Source organism: Reichenbachiella sp., from assembly GCF_965233835.1.
Lineage (GTDB): Bacteria > Bacteroidota > Bacteroidia > Cytophagales > Cyclobacteriaceae > Reichenbachiella.
Window position 1 is genome coordinate 3283181 of sequence record NZ_OZ247585.1, and the last position, 17366, is coordinate 3300546.

At 42.0% G+C, this 17366-nt stretch carries 15 protein-coding genes; 1 reads left to right on the forward strand and 14 read right to left on the reverse strand.

Annotation, left to right across the window (positions count from 1 at the left end):
- The first annotated feature begins 2 nt into the window (after nt 1-2).
- The gene (locus tag ACO6S2_RS13855) at nt 3-866 is read left to right on the forward strand and encodes an SDR family oxidoreductase (protein WP_422359155.1); all 864 of its coding nucleotides are present in this window, start codon (nt 3-5) and stop codon (nt 864-866) included.
- A 21-nt stretch (nt 867-887) separates the two neighbouring features.
- Here ACO6S2_RS13855 and argH read toward each other — a convergent pair whose 3' ends face one another.
- The 14 genes from argH to rpsF form a co-directional block, all read right to left on the reverse strand.
- On the reverse strand, nt 888-2222 hold the full coding sequence (gene argH / locus ACO6S2_RS13860) for an argininosuccinate lyase (RefSeq protein ID WP_422362448.1): 1335 nt from the start codon (nt 2220-2222) through the stop codon (nt 888-890).
- Nucleotides 2223-2287: 65 nt separating this feature from the next.
- The gene (locus tag ACO6S2_RS13865) at nt 2288-3367 is read right to left on the reverse strand and encodes a M20 family metallo-hydrolase (RefSeq protein WP_422359156.1); all 1080 of its coding nucleotides are present in this window, start codon (nt 3365-3367) and stop codon (nt 2288-2290) included.
- Nucleotides 3355-4137: an acetylglutamate kinase gene (gene argB / locus ACO6S2_RS13870; protein ID WP_422359157.1), complete on the reverse strand. Its 783-nt coding sequence runs from the start codon at nt 4135-4137 to the stop codon at nt 3355-3357. The genes ACO6S2_RS13865 and argB overlap by 13 nt, the downstream gene beginning before the upstream one ends.
- Nucleotides 4137-5081, reverse strand: a complete 945-nt coding sequence (locus ACO6S2_RS13875; RefSeq protein ID WP_422362449.1) for an N-acetylornithine carbamoyltransferase — start codon at nt 5079-5081, stop codon at nt 4137-4139. Before ACO6S2_RS13875 ends, argB begins: the two co-directional genes overlap by 1 nt.
- Complete coding sequence (locus ACO6S2_RS13880; RefSeq protein ID WP_422359158.1) at nt 5075-6202, reverse strand: aspartate aminotransferase family protein; 1128 nt, start codon at nt 6200-6202, stop codon at nt 5075-5077. The genes ACO6S2_RS13875 and ACO6S2_RS13880 overlap by 7 nt, the downstream gene beginning before the upstream one ends.
- Before the next feature lie 2 nt (nt 6203-6204).
- Nucleotides 6205-7011: a pyrroline-5-carboxylate reductase gene (proC, locus tag ACO6S2_RS13885; protein ID WP_422359159.1), complete on the reverse strand. Its 807-nt coding sequence runs from the start codon at nt 7009-7011 to the stop codon at nt 6205-6207.
- 38 nt (nt 7012-7049) lie between these two features.
- Nucleotides 7050-8015 carry an N-acetyl-gamma-glutamyl-phosphate reductase gene (gene argC / locus ACO6S2_RS13890; RefSeq protein ID WP_422359160.1) on the reverse strand — a complete coding sequence of 322 codons (966 nt, stop codon included), beginning with the start codon at nt 8013-8015 and terminating at the stop codon, nt 7050-7052.
- Nucleotides 8012-9196, reverse strand: coding sequence for an argininosuccinate synthase (argG, locus tag ACO6S2_RS13895; protein ID WP_422359161.1), 1185 nt, complete (start codon nt 9194-9196; stop codon nt 8012-8014). The genes argC and argG overlap by 4 nt, the downstream gene beginning before the upstream one ends.
- Nucleotides 9193-9819, reverse strand: coding sequence for a GNAT family N-acetyltransferase (locus tag ACO6S2_RS13900; RefSeq protein ID WP_422359162.1), 627 nt, complete (start codon nt 9817-9819; stop codon nt 9193-9195). Before ACO6S2_RS13900 ends, argG begins: the two co-directional genes overlap by 4 nt.
- 294 nt (nt 9820-10113) lie before the next feature.
- Nucleotides 10114-11091 (reverse strand): GSCFA domain-containing protein, encoded by a 978-nt coding sequence (locus tag ACO6S2_RS13905; protein ID WP_422359163.1) that lies wholly within the window; start codon nt 11089-11091, stop codon nt 10114-10116.
- Nucleotides 11092-11182: 91 nt separating this feature from the next.
- Complete coding sequence (locus ACO6S2_RS13910; RefSeq protein ID WP_422359164.1) at nt 11183-15892, reverse strand: Ig-like domain-containing protein; 4710 nt, start codon at nt 15890-15892, stop codon at nt 11183-11185.
- Between the two features lie 308 nt (nt 15893-16200).
- Nucleotides 16201-16644: a 50S ribosomal protein L9 gene (gene rplI / locus ACO6S2_RS13915; RefSeq protein WP_422359165.1), complete on the reverse strand. Its 444-nt coding sequence runs from the start codon at nt 16642-16644 to the stop codon at nt 16201-16203.
- A gap of 9 nt (nt 16645-16653) precedes the next feature.
- A complete protein-coding gene (rpsR, locus tag ACO6S2_RS13920; RefSeq protein ID WP_084370700.1) occupies nt 16654-16905 on the reverse strand; it encodes a 30S ribosomal protein S18 in 252 nt (83 codons plus the stop codon).
- The gene (gene rpsF, locus ACO6S2_RS13925; RefSeq protein WP_422359166.1) at nt 16902-17258 is read right to left on the reverse strand and encodes a 30S ribosomal protein S6; all 357 of its coding nucleotides are present in this window, start codon (nt 17256-17258) and stop codon (nt 16902-16904) included. Before rpsF ends, rpsR begins: the two co-directional genes overlap by 4 nt.
- Nucleotides 17259-17366 lie beyond the last annotated feature (108 nt).

Sequence of the window (17366 nt, forward strand, 5' to 3'; positions counted from 1 at the left end):
CCATGAAAAAAGTATTAGTCGCTGGAGCTACGGGATATTTAGGTCAATTTTTGGTAAAAGAATTGAACAACAAAGGGCACGATGTACGTGTGCTCATTAGGAACAAAAGTCAGAAAAGGATGTTTGATCATGTGAGTGATTTTTTCGTCGGAGAGATCACTCAATCAGACACACTTCAGGGTATTTGCGAAGGAGTGGATCAAGTCTACTCTTCCATTGGGATCACCAGACAAAAAGACGGGTTGACTTACATGGATGTTGACTATCAAGGCAATGCTAATTTGTTAGCTGAAGCCAAAAAAGCAAATGTCGGATCATTTCTCTACGTCTCCGCTATAGGTGGTGAGAAATTAAGGCATCTTAAAATATTTGCCGCCAAAGAAAAGTTCGTAGATGAATTAAAGTCCTCAGGATTGGACTATACCATTATGCGACCCAATGGGTTCTTTTCCGACATGAGGGATTTCCTAGAGATGGCCAAAGGAGGCAAAGTGTATCTGTTTGGCAGTGGACATTATAAACTTAACCCAATTCATGGTGCTGATCTGGCCAAAGTGTGTATTGATAAAATGAATTCTAATCAACCGGAAGCCATAGTAGGGGGCCCAGACCTACTATCTCAAAATGAATTAGCTGAGCTGGCACTAGCCGCATGGGGCAAAAACCCTAACGTTGTTCATCTGCCCGATTGGATAAGAAAATTCATCATCTGGATCATGAGAACTTTCACTTCTTCAAAAACCTACGGGCCAGTTGAGTTCTTCCTTACGCTCATGGCCTTCGACAACATCGCTGAACCAATTGGCGATCATCGCCTGTCTGATTATTTTGAAAGTGAAGTAAAGAAAATGAGAGAGCAAGATTAGGTACAACCAGATGTTTCAGTTCTATTTCGCCAAACTCTCAATGGCCCCTTTGTACTTCCCAAATTGAAAGTCGCTAAGGACACTTGAAAATTTCGCTTCAATCTCATCATTGGCTGGGTTGCCAATACTGCCGAGGTGGGTGTGGTTTACTGATTTGTTCAGCGACTCCCCTCCTTCTTCGATAGCTTTACCGACTTGGATATAGGCATCACGGAATGGCACCCCTTCGTTCACCAGTCGGTTCACTTCTTCTACGCTGAACAGATCATTGTATTTGGGATCGTCGATGATATCTGCTTTTACTTCGATGTTTTTCATTGCGAAAGTACATACCTCTAAGGTTGATTTCAATTCCGTGAAGGCCGGTAAGAACGTCTCCTTGATCGTTTGCATGTCGCGATGATAGCCGGATGGCAAGTTGGTCGTGATCAGCGTCACTTCGTTTGAAAGTGACTGCAGTTTGTTCATCTTGGCGCGGATCAGCTCGAAGACGTCAGGGTTCTTTTTGTGGGGCATAATGCTCGAACCGGTGGTCATTTCTACGGGCAACTTCAGGAAACCAAAATTCTGCGAGTTGTACAAACAAATGTCCATACTCATTCGCGAAAGCGTGGCCGCTATGCTGCTCATGGCAAAGGCTACCGACTTCTCTACCTTGCCACGGCTCATCTGGGCATAGACCACATTGTAGCTCAAATCCTCAAAACCCAACAATTCGGTGGTCATCTTGCGATCTAAAGGAAATGAAGAACCATAGCCTGCTCCAGATCCCAATGGATTCTGATTGGCGATCTTATAGGCCGCCAGAAGGAGTTGCAAATCATCTGTCAGACTTTCGGCATACGCCCCAAACCAAAGCCCAAAAGAGGAAGGCATGGCTACTTGGAGGTGAGTATATCCAGGAATTAGAATATCTTTATGCTTTTTACTGAGGCCATTTAGCGTTTGAAATAGCTCCTCTACCAGCTCGGTGATGATGCGGATTTCGTCACGTATGAATAAGCGTAAGTCAACCAGCACTTGGTCGTTTCGCGAACGGCCGCTGTGGATTTTCTTGCCGATGTCGCCCAATTTCCGGGTGAGCAGCAGTTCTACCTGAGAGTGAACGTCTTCGATCCCATTCTCAATCACAAAATCTCCGAATTTGATTACCTCAAGAATGTTTTTGAGTTCGGCTAATAGCTGGCCCAACTCAGTCTTGGTCAGCAAACCAATGCTTTCGAGCATCGCGGCATGAGCCATAGAACCGTACACATCAAATGGAGCCAATAGTAAATCCAACTCTCTATCTCGTCCTACAGTGTAGGTTTCTATTTCTTTCGATACCTCGTTCGTTCCTTTATCCCAGAGTTTCATGTTATTATAGTCTATAGTCAATAGTCAACCGCCCATGGACTATGGACCGCATACTATGGACTAATTTACAGTTTCAAATCCTTCAACAATTCTATATATCCCTTTATTCCTTCCTCAATCTCATCGATACCGATATACTCATCGGCGGTATGTGAGCGTGCAGAATCACCAGGACCAATCTTGATTGTATCAAACGACATCAGCGCCTGATCCGATAGAGTCGGCGAACCAAATTTTTTCATCCCCAAAAATTCTCCACGTTTCACTATCGGATGGTCTTGCGACAATCCTGAAGAATTGAGTCGCAGTGAACGAGGCTTTACCTCAACGTCCATCAGTTCATCAATAATCTGCACGGTTTCTGCATTGCTATAAGCATCAGTTGTCCTAACATCCACCACAAATTTGCAGCTGTCTGGCACTACATTGTGCTGCGTACCAGACTCAATCAGCGTTACTGTTTTCTTTATTGGGCCTAGGTAGGCTGATTCATTTTTGAATTTAAAATTCTTTAGTTTTTCAATTTCAGTTAATGCCTTATAAATCGCATTTTCTCCTTCATCTCTGGCCGCATGGCCACTCACGCCTTTAGCCTCACAATCCAACACTACCAATCCTTTTTCAGCAACAGCCATGTCCATCAAGGTAGGTTCTCCTACAATAGCCAGATCTATTTTTCCCAAACCATCAAGGATAGAAGCCAGACCATTGGCACCGGATATTTCTTCTTCTGCCGTAGCAGCTAGGATCAGATTGTAAAGCAGACCTTCCTGCTCTTGATAATGTAAAAAAGCTTGTATCAAACAAACCAATGGACCACCAGCATCATTACTCCCCAAGCCGTACAATTTCCCATCAACGATCTGTGCCTTGAAAGGATCAAGTGTGTAAGACGAAGCAGGTTTTACCGTATCAATATGCGAATTGAGTAGAATAGTAGGTTTTGCGTCATCCCAATGTTTGGATTTGAGCCAAAGGTTATTGCCTGATCGAAACGGACTCAATCCTTTATTTACAAAAAAGGACTTGACTACAGTTGCGACTTCGTCTTCTTCTCTGCTGAACGATTGAGTCTCAATCATGGCAGAGAGCAGCGCGACTGCTTCTTTTGTTTTTGGGTCGTATGATGCATCTATTTTTGACATATCACTGTTCCAGGGTAATCCTCAGATTGCACCAAGTCAATCGCATCGAAATGACAAATTTTCACCTGCTCTACACCCGCTTCAATGGCATCAAAGGCATTATCAATTTTAGGAATCATTCCGTCACTAATGGTTCCGTTTTTCTTTAGTCCATCATAGTCTTTATTTCCGATCTTAGGAATAACCGTTTTGCTCTCAAAATCGCTGAGAACACCAGGTTGTTCAAAGCAATAAACCAAGTCGACTTCGTGCGATTCTGACATGCCTGTGGCCAGTGCCGAAGCAATCGTATCTGCATTGGTGTTGAGCAGTTGTCCCTTATTGTCATGGGTCAATGCACACACCACAAGCGTTACATCAAGGTTGATTAATGAATTTAATATTTCATCATTAACTTTCTCAATATCACCTACATAACCATAATCAATTACAACATTCATTCGCTTATGCGACTTGATCAAGTTAAGGTCCGCTCCAGACATACCCAAAGCCTGGATATCAAGCCTTTGTAACTTGGCAACAATCTTTTTATTTAAGCCAGAAAAAATCATCGTCACCACTTCGATAGCGTCTTTGTCTGTAATGCGTCTACCTTCTATCATCTTGGGTTCTATCCCAAGGTTTCGCTGCCACTCCGAGGCGATATTACCGCCTCCATGTACGAGGATTTTCTTCCCTTCTATCTTGGCAAATTTCTTTAAGAAGCTATCTAACGCGGCTTCTTCATTGATGACCTTACCTCCTATTTTTACTACTGTTAGCTTCTCCATTACCCTATCAGTTTTCTAAGCACTAAATTGGCGGAAGTAACACGATGCGCGGCTTGCTGCATCACGATAGAATTCTCGCTATCAATCACCTCATCAGATACAATGACATTTCTACGAACTGGTAAACAGTGCATAAACTTCGCATTGTTTGTCAGGTTCATTTTAGCTTTATCCACCATCCATTTTTTGTCTTGCGACAAGATCTGGCCATACTCTTCGTACGAAGACCAGTTTTTAGTATAGATGAAGTCCGCCCCTTCAAAAGCCTTCTTTTGGTCATATTCCAATTGGGCTCCTTGCATAAATTCAGGTGCCAGTTCATAACCCTCTGGATGAGTCACCACAAAATCAAAATCCATCTGCCCGGCCCACTGCGAAAAAGAATTGGCCACAGCCTGAGGCAAGGCCTTTGGGTGAGGTGCCCAAGAAAGCACAACTTTCGGCTTCTTCACGGGTGAAAATTCCTTGATAGTAATCATATCTGCCAATGATTGCAGAGGATGCAAGGTGGCCGATTCCATATTGATCACTGGGATGGTACAATGTTTCACGAATTGATTGAATACCTTTTCAGTATAATCCTCTTCCTTATTGCTTAACGAAGCAAATGAACGAACGCCAATCGCATCAAAGTAACTACTCAACACACCAGCCGCTTCTTTGATATGCTCACTCGTATATCCATTCATGACCGTACCGTCTTCAAATTCCAGCTGCCAACCTTCCTGGTTCAGATTGAAGATAAAAGACTGAATACCAAGATTAAAAGCCGCCTTCTGCATGCTCAACCTGGTTCTTAAACTAGGGTTGAAAAACAGCAAGCATATCGACTTGCCAGTATATACTTTAGGACCGTAGGTCTCTATTTCTTTTTTTAATGCCAATGCTTCTTCCACCCACCCTTGGGGGTCATCCACATCATTTATTGAGCAAAAATTCATGATAATATTTCTTTTAATGCTTTCACAAAAGCGTCGACTTCTTGTTTTCCAATTCCCATTGGGGGTAATAATCGCAATACATTGGGGCTGGTAGCTGCACCTGTAAAGATTTTGAATTCAGTAAGTAATCGACTTCGGATATCTTTTACTGGATAGTCAAATTCTAAACCTAGCAACAAGCCCTTACCACGGATTTCTTTGATGGCACTGACCTCAGCCAATTCACTTTTTATGTACTCTCCCATCTCTGCGGCATTATGAATCAATCCTTCTTCTTTGATCACATCCAACACCGCTAATCCCGCTGCGCATGCCAAGTGATTGCCACCGAAGGTAGTCCCCAATTGTCCATAACTAGCTTCAAACCGAGGTGCAATCAACACGCCACCAATCGGAAAACCATTCCCCATGCCTTTGGCCACTGAAACTAAATCCGGCTGAATACCTGCATACTGAAAGGCAAAGAATTTTCCAGAACGGCCATATCCTGATTGGATTTCATCCAATATCAACATGGTGCCTGTTTCCTTACATAGTTGTTCTAAAGCAATCAAAAACTCATTAGTTGGCTTGTAGATTCCTCCAATCCCTTGAATACCTTCGATGATTACCGCAGCGTAATCTTTACTCTTTAAAGCTTCACTTACCCCTTCCAAATCATTCAATTCAAACAAATCAATATGATCCGTTGGGTTGGCAGGTGATTGAATTTTTGGATTGTCAGTAACTGCAACAGCCAATGAAGTCCGGCCGTGGAATCCTTTTTTAAATCCTAAAATTTTCTTTCTGCCAGTTTCAAAAGAGGCCAGTTTGAGTGCATTTTCATTAGCCTCAGCACCAGAATTGCACAAGAACAAGTTGTAATCCGTAAGCCCAGACAGCTCCCCTAATTCATGTGCCAATTCATCTTGAATCGGAATCTTTATTGAATTAGAATAAAAACCGATCTCTTGAACCTGCTTGGTGATATTGGATACATATTTCGGATGTGAGTGACCAATCGATATTACTGCGTGTCCACCGTACATATCCAGATACTTCGTGCCATGATCATCCCAAACATAGGCGCCTTGGGCCTTCACTACGTGAATATCAAAAACAGGGTATACTTTATAATTTTCCATGATTACTTCTCTGAGATAATGTCTGATATTTTGTCGTACGACTTCATCAAGCCCTTAATCAAGGCTGAGCTCATCCCCTCATGCTCCATTTCATTGAGGCCTGAAATGGTACATCCACGTGGTGTAGTCACTTTGTCAATTTCCTCCTCCGGATGGCTATTAGAATCTAATAGCAAACTCGCTGCCCCCATACAAGCTTGTGTAGCCATATTTTTGGCCTCAGGTGCATCAAAACCTAATTGGATCGCACCTTGTGTAGTGGCACGAATCAAGCGCATCCAAAAGGCTATTCCACTGGCACAAATAACCGTTGCGGCCTGCATCATATTTTCTTCGATAACCAAAGACTGACCCAAGGCATCGAAGATCTGCTGAGCGACTTTCATTTGCTCCTTACCTTGTTCGTTGGCGCTGAGACAAGTCATAGATTGCCCAACCGAGATCGCTGTATTTGGCATGCTTCGAATGACTGCGATGTCTTTCTTGATCACATTTTCAATATCAGCAATCGCGCGACCTGTCACTGTAGATATGAGTACATGACGACCTTCTAGTAATACTCCTTTGATTTCATTGAGCACACTATTGATTTGCCCTGGCTGGATCGCTAAAATGATAATATCCGATTGCTGAACTGCCTCAATGTTGCTGGAAGTCACTTTGACTTTATTGCTATCGAATTTCTCAGCCAAGCCCGTCACGTTTCTTTTCGTTAGCGTTAACTGATCTACGTGAAAGCCCGTCTGCTCAGCAATGCCTTGAGCTATTGAGAATCCCAAATTTCCTACGCCTATGAGTGCTATTTTCATTTTATTTAGATTTTAGTAATTAGTAGTTAGACCTTAGATCAGAATCCACTGCTCTTCAATCTCAATCCCTCCTTTTGGTCTAATCCAAACATCAAATTCATATTCTGAACAGCTTGTCCTGAAGCACCTTTGATCAGATTATCAATGACAGAGGTCACTAATACCGTATCTCCGTGCTTTTCTACATGAATCAAACATTTGTTGGTGTTTACCACCTGTTTCATATCAGGAGCTTCATCCAACATATGCACAAAGGCGGCCTCCTTATAAAATTCCTTGTACCAACTCACCACCTCTTCCTCACTCGCTTTCACCGTGGTATACAAGCTAGCAAATATCCCTTTCGGGAAATTGCCACGAACTGGCAGAAACTTGATGTCATGGGCAAAGTCATTTTGTAGTTGCTTGACCGACTGATTGATTTCTCCCAAGTGCTGATGACTGAAAGCTTTATAGATCGAAACATTGTTATTTCTCCAACTGAAATGCGTAGTTCGACTCGGGTTTTGACCTGCTCCAGTAGATCCTGTCACAGCATTAACATGCACATCTTCAGTCAACACACCTTCAGCTGCCAAAGGCAATACCCCCAACTGAATGGCCGTGGCAAAGCAACCTGGATTGGCCAGATATTTAGCTGATTTGATGTCCTCCAAATTCAATTCAGGTAAACCATAGACAAATTCATTGCCTTCAGCTTCCAGTCGAAAATCGTTACTCAAATCAATGATTTTCACATCACCAGGCACATCATAGGCATCCAAAAATTCCTGCGTCTTGCCATGACCTGAGCAGATGAAAATCACATCGACATTCAAGTCGAAGTCAGCTGCAAATTCGCCTTCAATATCCCCTATCAGGTCTTTGTGCACCGAGTGAATCGGATTACCCGCATTACTCGAACTTTGCACACAAGTAATATCTACCTGCGAGTGATTGGCTAATATTCTCAATAACTCTCCGGCTGTATAACCAGCTCCTCCTACGACCCCTACCTTGATCATGAGTTGATTGAGTTATAAATTTTAGATTGATTGGCCAATATTTTGGTAAAGCCTTTCACATCTTCACCTGACCAACCGTTATTCATTTCACCGTATTGCCCGAAGGTGGAGCTCATCAAATCTTTGTCGGAAGTAATTCCCACCACTTCAAATCGATAAGGTGCAAGGTTGACGGTGACAGTTCCGGTTACATTCTGTTGAGTATTCTCCAAGAACACTTCAATGTCTCGCATGACAGGATCCAAAAATTGCCCTTCGTGCAATAGCATACCGTACCAGTTGGCCAGCTGCTCTTTCCAGTGCTGCTGCCATTTGGTGAGTACATGCTTTTCGAGTGTGTGATGTGACTTGAGTATGACTACCGGTGCAGCAGCTTCAAATCCCACTCGACCTTTGATACCAATGATGGTATCACCTACATGTACATCACGGCCAATGCCGTACTTAGATGCCATGTCATTTAGTTTGAATATGGCGTCCACTGAATCCAGATTTTCTCCATTCAATCCCACCAATTCGCCTTTTTCGAATTGTAGTTCAACAACTTCGCTTCCTTCTTTCTCTACTTGGCAAGGGAAGGCACTTTCTGGCAACCCTAAATTTGAAGTCAAGGTTTCGTCTCCGCCTACAGAGGTCCCCCAAAGTCCTTTGTTGATAGAATATTTTGCTTTCTCCCAAGAAATTTTGACTCCCTTAGTTGCGAGATAATCGATTTCTTCTTGACGAGATAGCTTATTGTCTCTAATTGGTGTAATGATCTCAATATCTGGACAAATGATTTGAAAAATCAAATCGAAACGTACCTGATCATTACCTGCACCCGTACTCCCATGAGCAATTGCTTTGGCTCCAATAGACTTAGCATATTTGGCAATAGCCAGAGCTTGAAATGCACGTTCGGCACTAACAGACAGTGGGTACGTATTATTCTTTAATACATTGCCATAAATCAGATACTTTAAGCATTGCTCATAGAAATTAGAGGTTTCTTCCAAGCATTTGTGCGAGTCCACTCCATAAGAGAAGGCCCTTTTTTCGGTCTCAGCCAATTCCTCTTCGGAGAATCCTCCAGTATTTACGATGACCGTATGGACATCATATCCTTGATCTTTGAGATAGAATGCGCAATAGGTAGTGTCCAATCCACCACTAAATGCCAATACTACTTTCTTATCACTCATTTCTTCTTATTCAATTTTCGTTTGTTCTTGAAATTGGTCAGGCGCTGGAATCGCTTAGCGATTACACCCTTCGGTTTTTCAATTTCTTTTACTTGGGATTTTTCATCGAACAACATACCTGTACACAAGCAGTTGGCTCGATTGTTTCGTTCCAAAATATCATGGTTTGGACAACTCTTGCAACCATTCCAGAAGGCATCGTCTGTTGTCAACTCCGAAAATGTTACAGGACGATACCCCAATTCGTAGTTGATCTTGAGCACGGCCAAGCTAGTTGTGATTCCAAACAACTTTGTACCAGGAAATTTTTCCTGCGACAATTCCAGAATCTTCTTCTTGATTTTTTTGGCCAACCCAATGTTTCGGAATTTCTCGCTAACCACCAGACCTGAGTTAGCTACGTACTGCTTGTTTTGCCAGGTTTCGATGTAGCAGAACCCTGCCAATTCACCAGCATAAGTAGCGATAACAGCCTGCTCTGATTCAATTTTCTTCCGAACATATTCGGGTTCTCTTTTGGCGATACCAGTCCCGCGTGCCTTAGCAGCAGACTCAATGAGATCACAAATTTCCTGAGCATATTTGATATGCTCCATGGTTGCATATTGCACATCCACGTTCATAACCAATGAACTTTAATGGTTTAAATAAAATATTTTGAAATAATGTTGGAATTGGGGTTACCGCATAGGCAACCCAGTATTAGCAGACCCCAACGGGCCTGTTGTTCCTCCTTGGTGCAGGAGTAGCAGCGATGAATGCGATATGTACTTGCGTGTTGTTCATCCTTGTGATACAAAGAAAGAGAAAGTATGAGTTAAAGCGCAAGCTTTTGTTTTGATTTTTAATAAATCATTCAATATTTAGAGATCATCTAATATATCGATCATTTATTGAATGATTTGCAATGTTTAAAATCAGATCATCTGTTTTTTCAGAAGCATCCTCTCCTCTTCGATATCAAAATATTCGGAGAATACGTCCAATTTTTTATCCTGATCCTTCAAGAATTTTTGATGATTTTCTGACTCTGGATTGAAAGGTCGGTGAGACAAAGCAGCCTGAATTTTCCCCCATTCATTCAGCACTTTTCGAGTTTGATCAGACATATATGTTAGTTGAAATTTATCCCAGAGATAATCTTCAGCCATCTCACTCGGGTGAATCATATCAGTTTTATAAAAACGATAATCCCTAAGATCATCCATCATTATTTCGTAGGCTGGAAAATAACTCACCTGGCCACCCTGAGATAGTTCATGACACAGTACACGCAGTAAGGACTTGCTTAATTGATTTTCGACAATACCGTCTTTAATATGACGAACAGGACTTACTGTAAAAACAAACTGCAACGCAGGATTAACCTTGATCAAGTTTACTTTCACTCTTTCAAAAGACTCTTTCATTTCCTCAAGACTAAGAAGCCTCTTACTGAATTGCTTTTGAGGTATTTTATGACAATTGGCTACTATCTCTAGATTTTCAAGCCATTCGTAAATATAGGCCGTTCCCAAAGTAACAAATACCGTCTGAGCCTGAGTCAGATATGCTGACACTTCTTTGAGTTTGAGCTCCAATAAAGTTTCAAGTGTCTTTTTATCTCTACCCGTAAACTGAGAGTGAAAATCCAAATGATACCATTGCCCCCCAACTTCAACAAACTTCGAATCATCCAGCGAATCTGCACCTAACAGTTTAAAAATACTTATCGGATTATATACGGTTCCAAATGGATTGACCAGTACTTCGAATTTATTTTGCTGCAATCTAAGTCCAATATTCTCAGAAAAACAGGAACCAATAGTCAACAACTGATTTCCAAAACCAATTTGAAAACTTGAAAGTCTGGGGTGAAACTCGGTTCGGAAATTGTTTGCATTGTGGATAATCATATACCAAAGATAAGGCAATAAAAAAACCAGAAACACCTACTTAGGCATTTCTGGTTTTAAATGTGAAAAGCTCTAGCTTCTACCTACTTTATTATTGTTTAATCACTCTGTAGGTGGTTGTGTTATGTCCAAGACCTAACCTAAATAGATATAATCCTTTGGGTAGCTCACTTGAATCCCAAGTCACTTGATGACTACCAAGACTAAATGATTTGTCTTTAATCAAATCAGTCACTTTTGCTCCTATTTGATTGTACACAGACAACGTTACCAATCCTTCTTGCCTTAGCGTAAATGAAAGGTTAACCTCATCACTGAACGGGTTCGGATAGAACACCAAAGCATCAATTTCCTCTTCGAGCACTTCTTCGTTTATACCATTTGCTTGATCTAAAGTTCTAGCTCCTGAGGCACCCAAAGCGTCCAAATAAGTTCTGTGATTATTTGAGAATTCAAAACTGTTATACTCATCCCAATTGATCGACCAGGTCATGAGCCCTCTAAAATTAGGATACCCTGAAGTATTCACTAAAGTGTAATTTCCTCCATAGGAAATACCCTTAACCAAATAATCAAGCGCCTGATGCACTGTAGCTGGCGTCGTATATCCGCCTCCTGCAGCCTGTGGAGAAGCTGGCAGACCAATAGCCACTTGATCCTGCCTCAAAGCTGGAAAGCCTTGCGAATGACCTGGCACTGGAAATCCTTGCAATAACATCTCTGCCATAGCTACCTGAAAATCAGCCGTCCCTTGCTGATAACATGGGCTGTTTTGCCCAAGGCCCAACATACATCCAGTATTGTAATGCTGCACATGGATGTAATTCAAACGATCTTTGAAAGCATAGATGACAGGCAGATAAGCTCCTGCTCCTCCTCCATAATTATTAAGTCCGCCCTGAACATATAATGTTTCTGGTGCTGCAGTGAGAATGAACCCTGCTCCAAATTGACTGAGAATCGTTTGTGTACCATTAATGAAATTAACAATTTTTGGACTGGTAGGATTTCTAAAATCAGAATCTCCAGCGTCCAACGAAAGTGAGCTTCCTTCTAAATCAATATCCAACCCATCAAACCCATATTCAGTAATGATATTGATCATTGAACTACTATATGCTTGTGCATCGGCCGCGTTATCCAAATGAATAGCACCATTGGCCCCACCAAGTGAAATCAAAACTTTCTTACCTTGGCTCTGTAAGGCAGCGACATCATTTTTGAATTCTTGAGCAGTTGGGTAAATGGCATTATCCGGAGTAAATACCATGGTGGATCCCAATTGCGTTGATGGTTCTGCAAAAGACACGTTGATCACGTCCCATTTATCAGAAACTTCGCTCAGCTTCATACCGCCTGCACCATTGATAAAGTTATGCCAGTATCCCACCAAAATACGATCGGGTAAGTCTCCAGTTGGAGGAGTCACTGTTCCTACTGTAATATTTACTACCGTAGATTCGGTTGATTCATTTTGATCATCTGTAGCCTTAGCCATCAGCTGATGACTACCATCTGTAGAAGTCCATGAGAAGGTATATGGCGATGACAAATCTTCTCCTATCTTTATCGCATTTACATAAAATTCTACTTTAGAAACTGTACCGTCTGGATCTGAAGCTGAGACGTCGATCATTACAGTTGAGCCCGAATTGAAATTGGTTCCGCTTGTTGGCGCAGTAATGGACACCACTGGCAACTCGTTGCCAGGAGGGTTAGTTCCGCAATCTCCCAAATCAGTCCAAGCATCTTGCCAATGAGCACCTACACCAGGTTCATAGGCCCACGCACTACCATTACACCAACCACTATATGGATAGTCTCTACATTGATACTTCTTGCCTTCGTTTTGCACTTCGCTGCCAGCTGAGTATCCACCATTTTCCTGGTACTGCGGAGCATTGCATGTACCGCCATTATCCACCGTCACGCTGATATTGATCACGTCGGATGTAGTAGTTGCACCCTCATTATCTGTAGCTACAGCTGTTAAAGCATAATTGCCTTCTGTGCTTACCCAATCTAAACTGTAAGGTGAGGAAAGGTCCTCTCCTAGTTTGGTAGCTCCAGCAAAAAACTCCACTTTGACTACATTACCATCTGAGTCATTTGCATCAGCTGCAATCGTAACTGTGGTTCCTTCAACAAAGCCTGACCCTTCACTTGGTGCTGTAATACTCACAGTGGGTGGAACGTTGCCACCAACTGCTGTTACACTGATATTGATAGGTATTGATGTAGTGCTTGCTCCCAGATCATCTGTGGCCACAGCAGTCAAAACATAACTACCGGCACCGAATGACTGAGCATAAGTATAAGGCGAAGTATTATCATCCCCCACTTTACTACCGTCTACAAAAAACTCTACCAAAGCGACAGTACCATCAGAATCAGAAGCATCTACTGTAATAGCAATCGACCCTTCACTCAAAGAAGCGTTGTTTGCAGGACTGGTAATGGATACACTAGGCGACTGATTTTGTGGATCACCACATGGCCCCATATCCAACCAATGCGCGTACTGCCCATTACTGGTAGATGGATTATTTCCTTGCGTCCAATAATTGGCTTGATAAAGCACTCCATTGTGCGAAACCTGATTACCACCATGATAAACTATATTCGAATCCCAAGCAGGTGCATTACAAGGATTGGCTGAAACCACACTTACAGTCACTTCATTTACACCTGTAAGGCCTTCATCATCAGTAGCTGTTGCTACTATCGAATATGACCCATCTGAAGCTGGCGTCCAGTTGGCCTCATAGCTTGACCCATTTGGCGATGCATTGAAGTCCTGTCCATTTACACTAAAAACAACACTTGAAATAGTGCCGTCACTGTCAGACGCACTAGCGGATAATACGATTGAATTACCTGTAGTCAATTCAGTACCATCTACTGGGCTGGTAATAGAAACCACAGGATTTGTCCCTGCAGTGCTGTCAGAAACGCTTACTGAAACAGTCAAAGAAGTTCCGATTGCCCCTTCATTATCTGTGGCTTTTGCCGAAAGACTATAATCGCCTAAAGCGGCATTTGTCCAGCTATAACTGTATGGTTCTGTACTATCTTCTCCTAGTTTGCTTCCATTCGCATAAAACTCCACTTTAGTCACTGCACCATCAGCATCCGAGGCACTTGCTTCTAAGGTGATGCTTTCACCAATTTGATATGAAGTTCCGGCCTGCGGATTAGTTAAGGTAGCTGTAGGCGGTTGGTTTAGAGGGTTGCTTCCATCGGCAAAAACTTCATTTATCTTATTGATCAACTCAGAGCTGACATTAGACCAGCGTTTTAATTTGGTTCCGAATGACTGTGCAGAACCGCTTATTTCTAAGTCACCATAAACTGTCCAAACAATGGTTCCTGCCAGGCTATTATCAAGTACATACTGCGCCTTCAGACCTAGAGACTGTTCGTTGTCATAACTCAGGAAAAAGTTGTCTTTGGTCAAATAAGGCACTTTAGCCTGATCATCCCAATGCTCAGTCCAGCCACTATTGGCAGCTAATGCTTGCTGCTTGATATAATAGTAATTAGGAGTTCCGTCGTACACTTCTCTCGGCCAGTTCGTAAAGTCAGCACAGGTTGTAATCGGTCCATCAGGCTGCACGGTTTCACTGCGTTTCACCGTGGGAGCATTCAACGCAGCAGCTCCATCTGTCACGACTCCCCGACCATAGAAAGCTGAACCCATATTGATTTTAGAAGCTGGAACTCCAAGACCCAACAGTCCAGACAATGTGTTATGCCAATTGAATTCAGGAGCCTCTGCTCCATCGTAAGGATATAGTGGCGAATTGTGCCCTGCTATATTTGACCAGCCTCCGTTAAAATCATAGGACATGATATTGAAATAATCCATAGTTTGAGACAAAGCAGCCCATTCGAAACCGTCAAGTTTTTGAGTAGAAGCGGAAAATGCTGCAGTTATCAACTTATCTGCGCCTATGGCATCACGAATTTCTTGCACTAGCGTAGTGAAGTTGGCATAATCAGCCTCAGTCCCTGTAAAATTCATTCCTGCATAAGGCCCTGGATACTCCCAATCCAAGTCGATCCCATCAAAACCCATATTGATCAACTTCTGGCAATCTGCCACAAAAGTGGCTCGTTTGACTGGATCAGCGGCCATTTCGGGAAAATGTTTACACATACTCCATCCGCCAATTGACGCCATCACTTTCACACCATTCTGGTGAGCCATTTCCAGTAGCCCCGGTGCTCCGCCATCAGTCGGAAGTGGCAGCGGCAACGAACCACTAAGCCCCCATTCAGGGTGAGTCCATGTACTACCACCTACTTCTACGACATAACCATAAGACTCTGCTCTGGTTTTCACTTCTTCGCTGATATATTGGACTGCGTCCAACTGACCAAATAAAATGTGAAAATCCCAGCTACTATAGATGTCCGTGAAAAGTAGCTCATTTGGTGCCTGTACTTCCTCTGGCTTGTAGATATTCTTGTTTCGATGATCTCCACTATGCAACGAACCGTCTTGTGCCACGCCAAAAAAGGAATAGTTCAGAATGGTGTATTTCGAATAATCAATATTCATATGAGTCAAAGCTCCTGCCGCAGGTAGTCCTGCATTGGCTGCCTTCCATGCATCCCAATTGGTGATATACCCAACGATCTGCTTGGAATGATCTGCTGTTGTTGCATTTCCGCCTGTGTTGACCTGGGCCTGCACTAGTGAAATGAACAAAACTTGAAATAATAAGTAAAGAGATAATTGATGTAGTCTGCGATGGACACACCACTTCCTGCTCATATTTTTATATGAGTGTTTCATAGTTAGTTAGTTTGGTTTTACAATTAATTTAAACTCGGTATGCGCTTACCAATTTAGAAGCTATGTATATCAAATTTGTATTTGGAATAAATTAGCTCAATGGGATAAAGGTGTAGCGGAACTACAAAAAGGGGCGAATTGTCTTCATTTCACCATTAGGCTTGTATAATCATACTAATCGGCGGTTTCCATTGGCCACCCAGAGGAGGATTGGCATAAGTCTGACCTCTATAGATCTACTCCAGTTTGAGCACAAAAAAAGCGACCCAATTTCTTGAGTCGCTTTAGTATTTTTAAGTTTAAGTAACTTATTCAGCTACTACATTGATGTTTACATCATGCTGGACTTCTTTGTGTAAGTCCAAAGACACTTTGTATTCTCCAACGTTTTTAACTTGTGTATTAAACGTGATTTTCTTTCTATCAATTTCGAAACCTTTAGCAGCCAAAGCGTCAGAAACTTGCAATGCAGTAATTGCACCGAAAATTTTACCGCTTTCACCAGCTTTAGTTTTGATCTCCAATACTACGTCTCCGATAGATTTAGCCAAATCTTCCGCATCTTGTCTAAGCTTCTCAGCTTTGTGAGCCGCTTGTCTGATGTTTTCAGCAATCATTTTCTTATTAGAAACGCTTGCGATGATAGCAAATCCTTGAGGGATCAAATAGTTTCTACCGTACCCAGGCTTTACGTCTACTGTATCGTTTTTATAACCAAGGCCTTTGATATCTTCTTTCAATATAATTTCCATGTCCTTGTCTTATTTAAGTGAATCAGTAACATAAGGCAACAACGCAAGGTGTCTCGCTCTTTTAACCGCTTGAGAAACTTTACCTTGGAATTTCTGGCTAGTACCAGTCAATCTTCTTGGTAAAATCTTACCTTGTTCGTTTACGAATTTCAAAAGGAAGTTGGCGTCTTTGTAATCGATATACTTGATACCATTCTTCTTGAACCTACAGTATTTCTTCTTCTGATCGGCTCTGTTTATTGGCTCGTTTACTAGTGTCATGATTTTGCCTCCTCTTTCTTTTTGTTAAATGCACCGCTCTTTCTTTTCACATTGTAAGCCAATGCATGCTTGTCCAAAGCAGTAGTTAAGAATCTCAAGATTTTCTCGTCTCTTCTGTACTCAGTCTCAAGCGCGTCTACGATAGTCGCTTCTGCTTCAAACTCGAACAATTGATAAAACCCTGTTTTTTTGTGCTGAATCGGATAAGCTAATTTCTTAAGGCCCCAGTTTTCTTCATTGATGATTTTCGCACCATTGTCTTCTAGTACCTTCTTAAACTTTCCGACAGCATCCTTCATCTGATCATCAGACAAAACGGGAGTTAAAATGAATACCGTCTCGTAATTTTTCATTATGAAATATTTAGTTTAAAAATTTTGAAGTGCAAAAGTAGCCTAAATAGTTGAAAGCGAAAAGCCTTAAAGTAAAAAGGGCTATAAGTTTTAACTTGTCACTTTTAG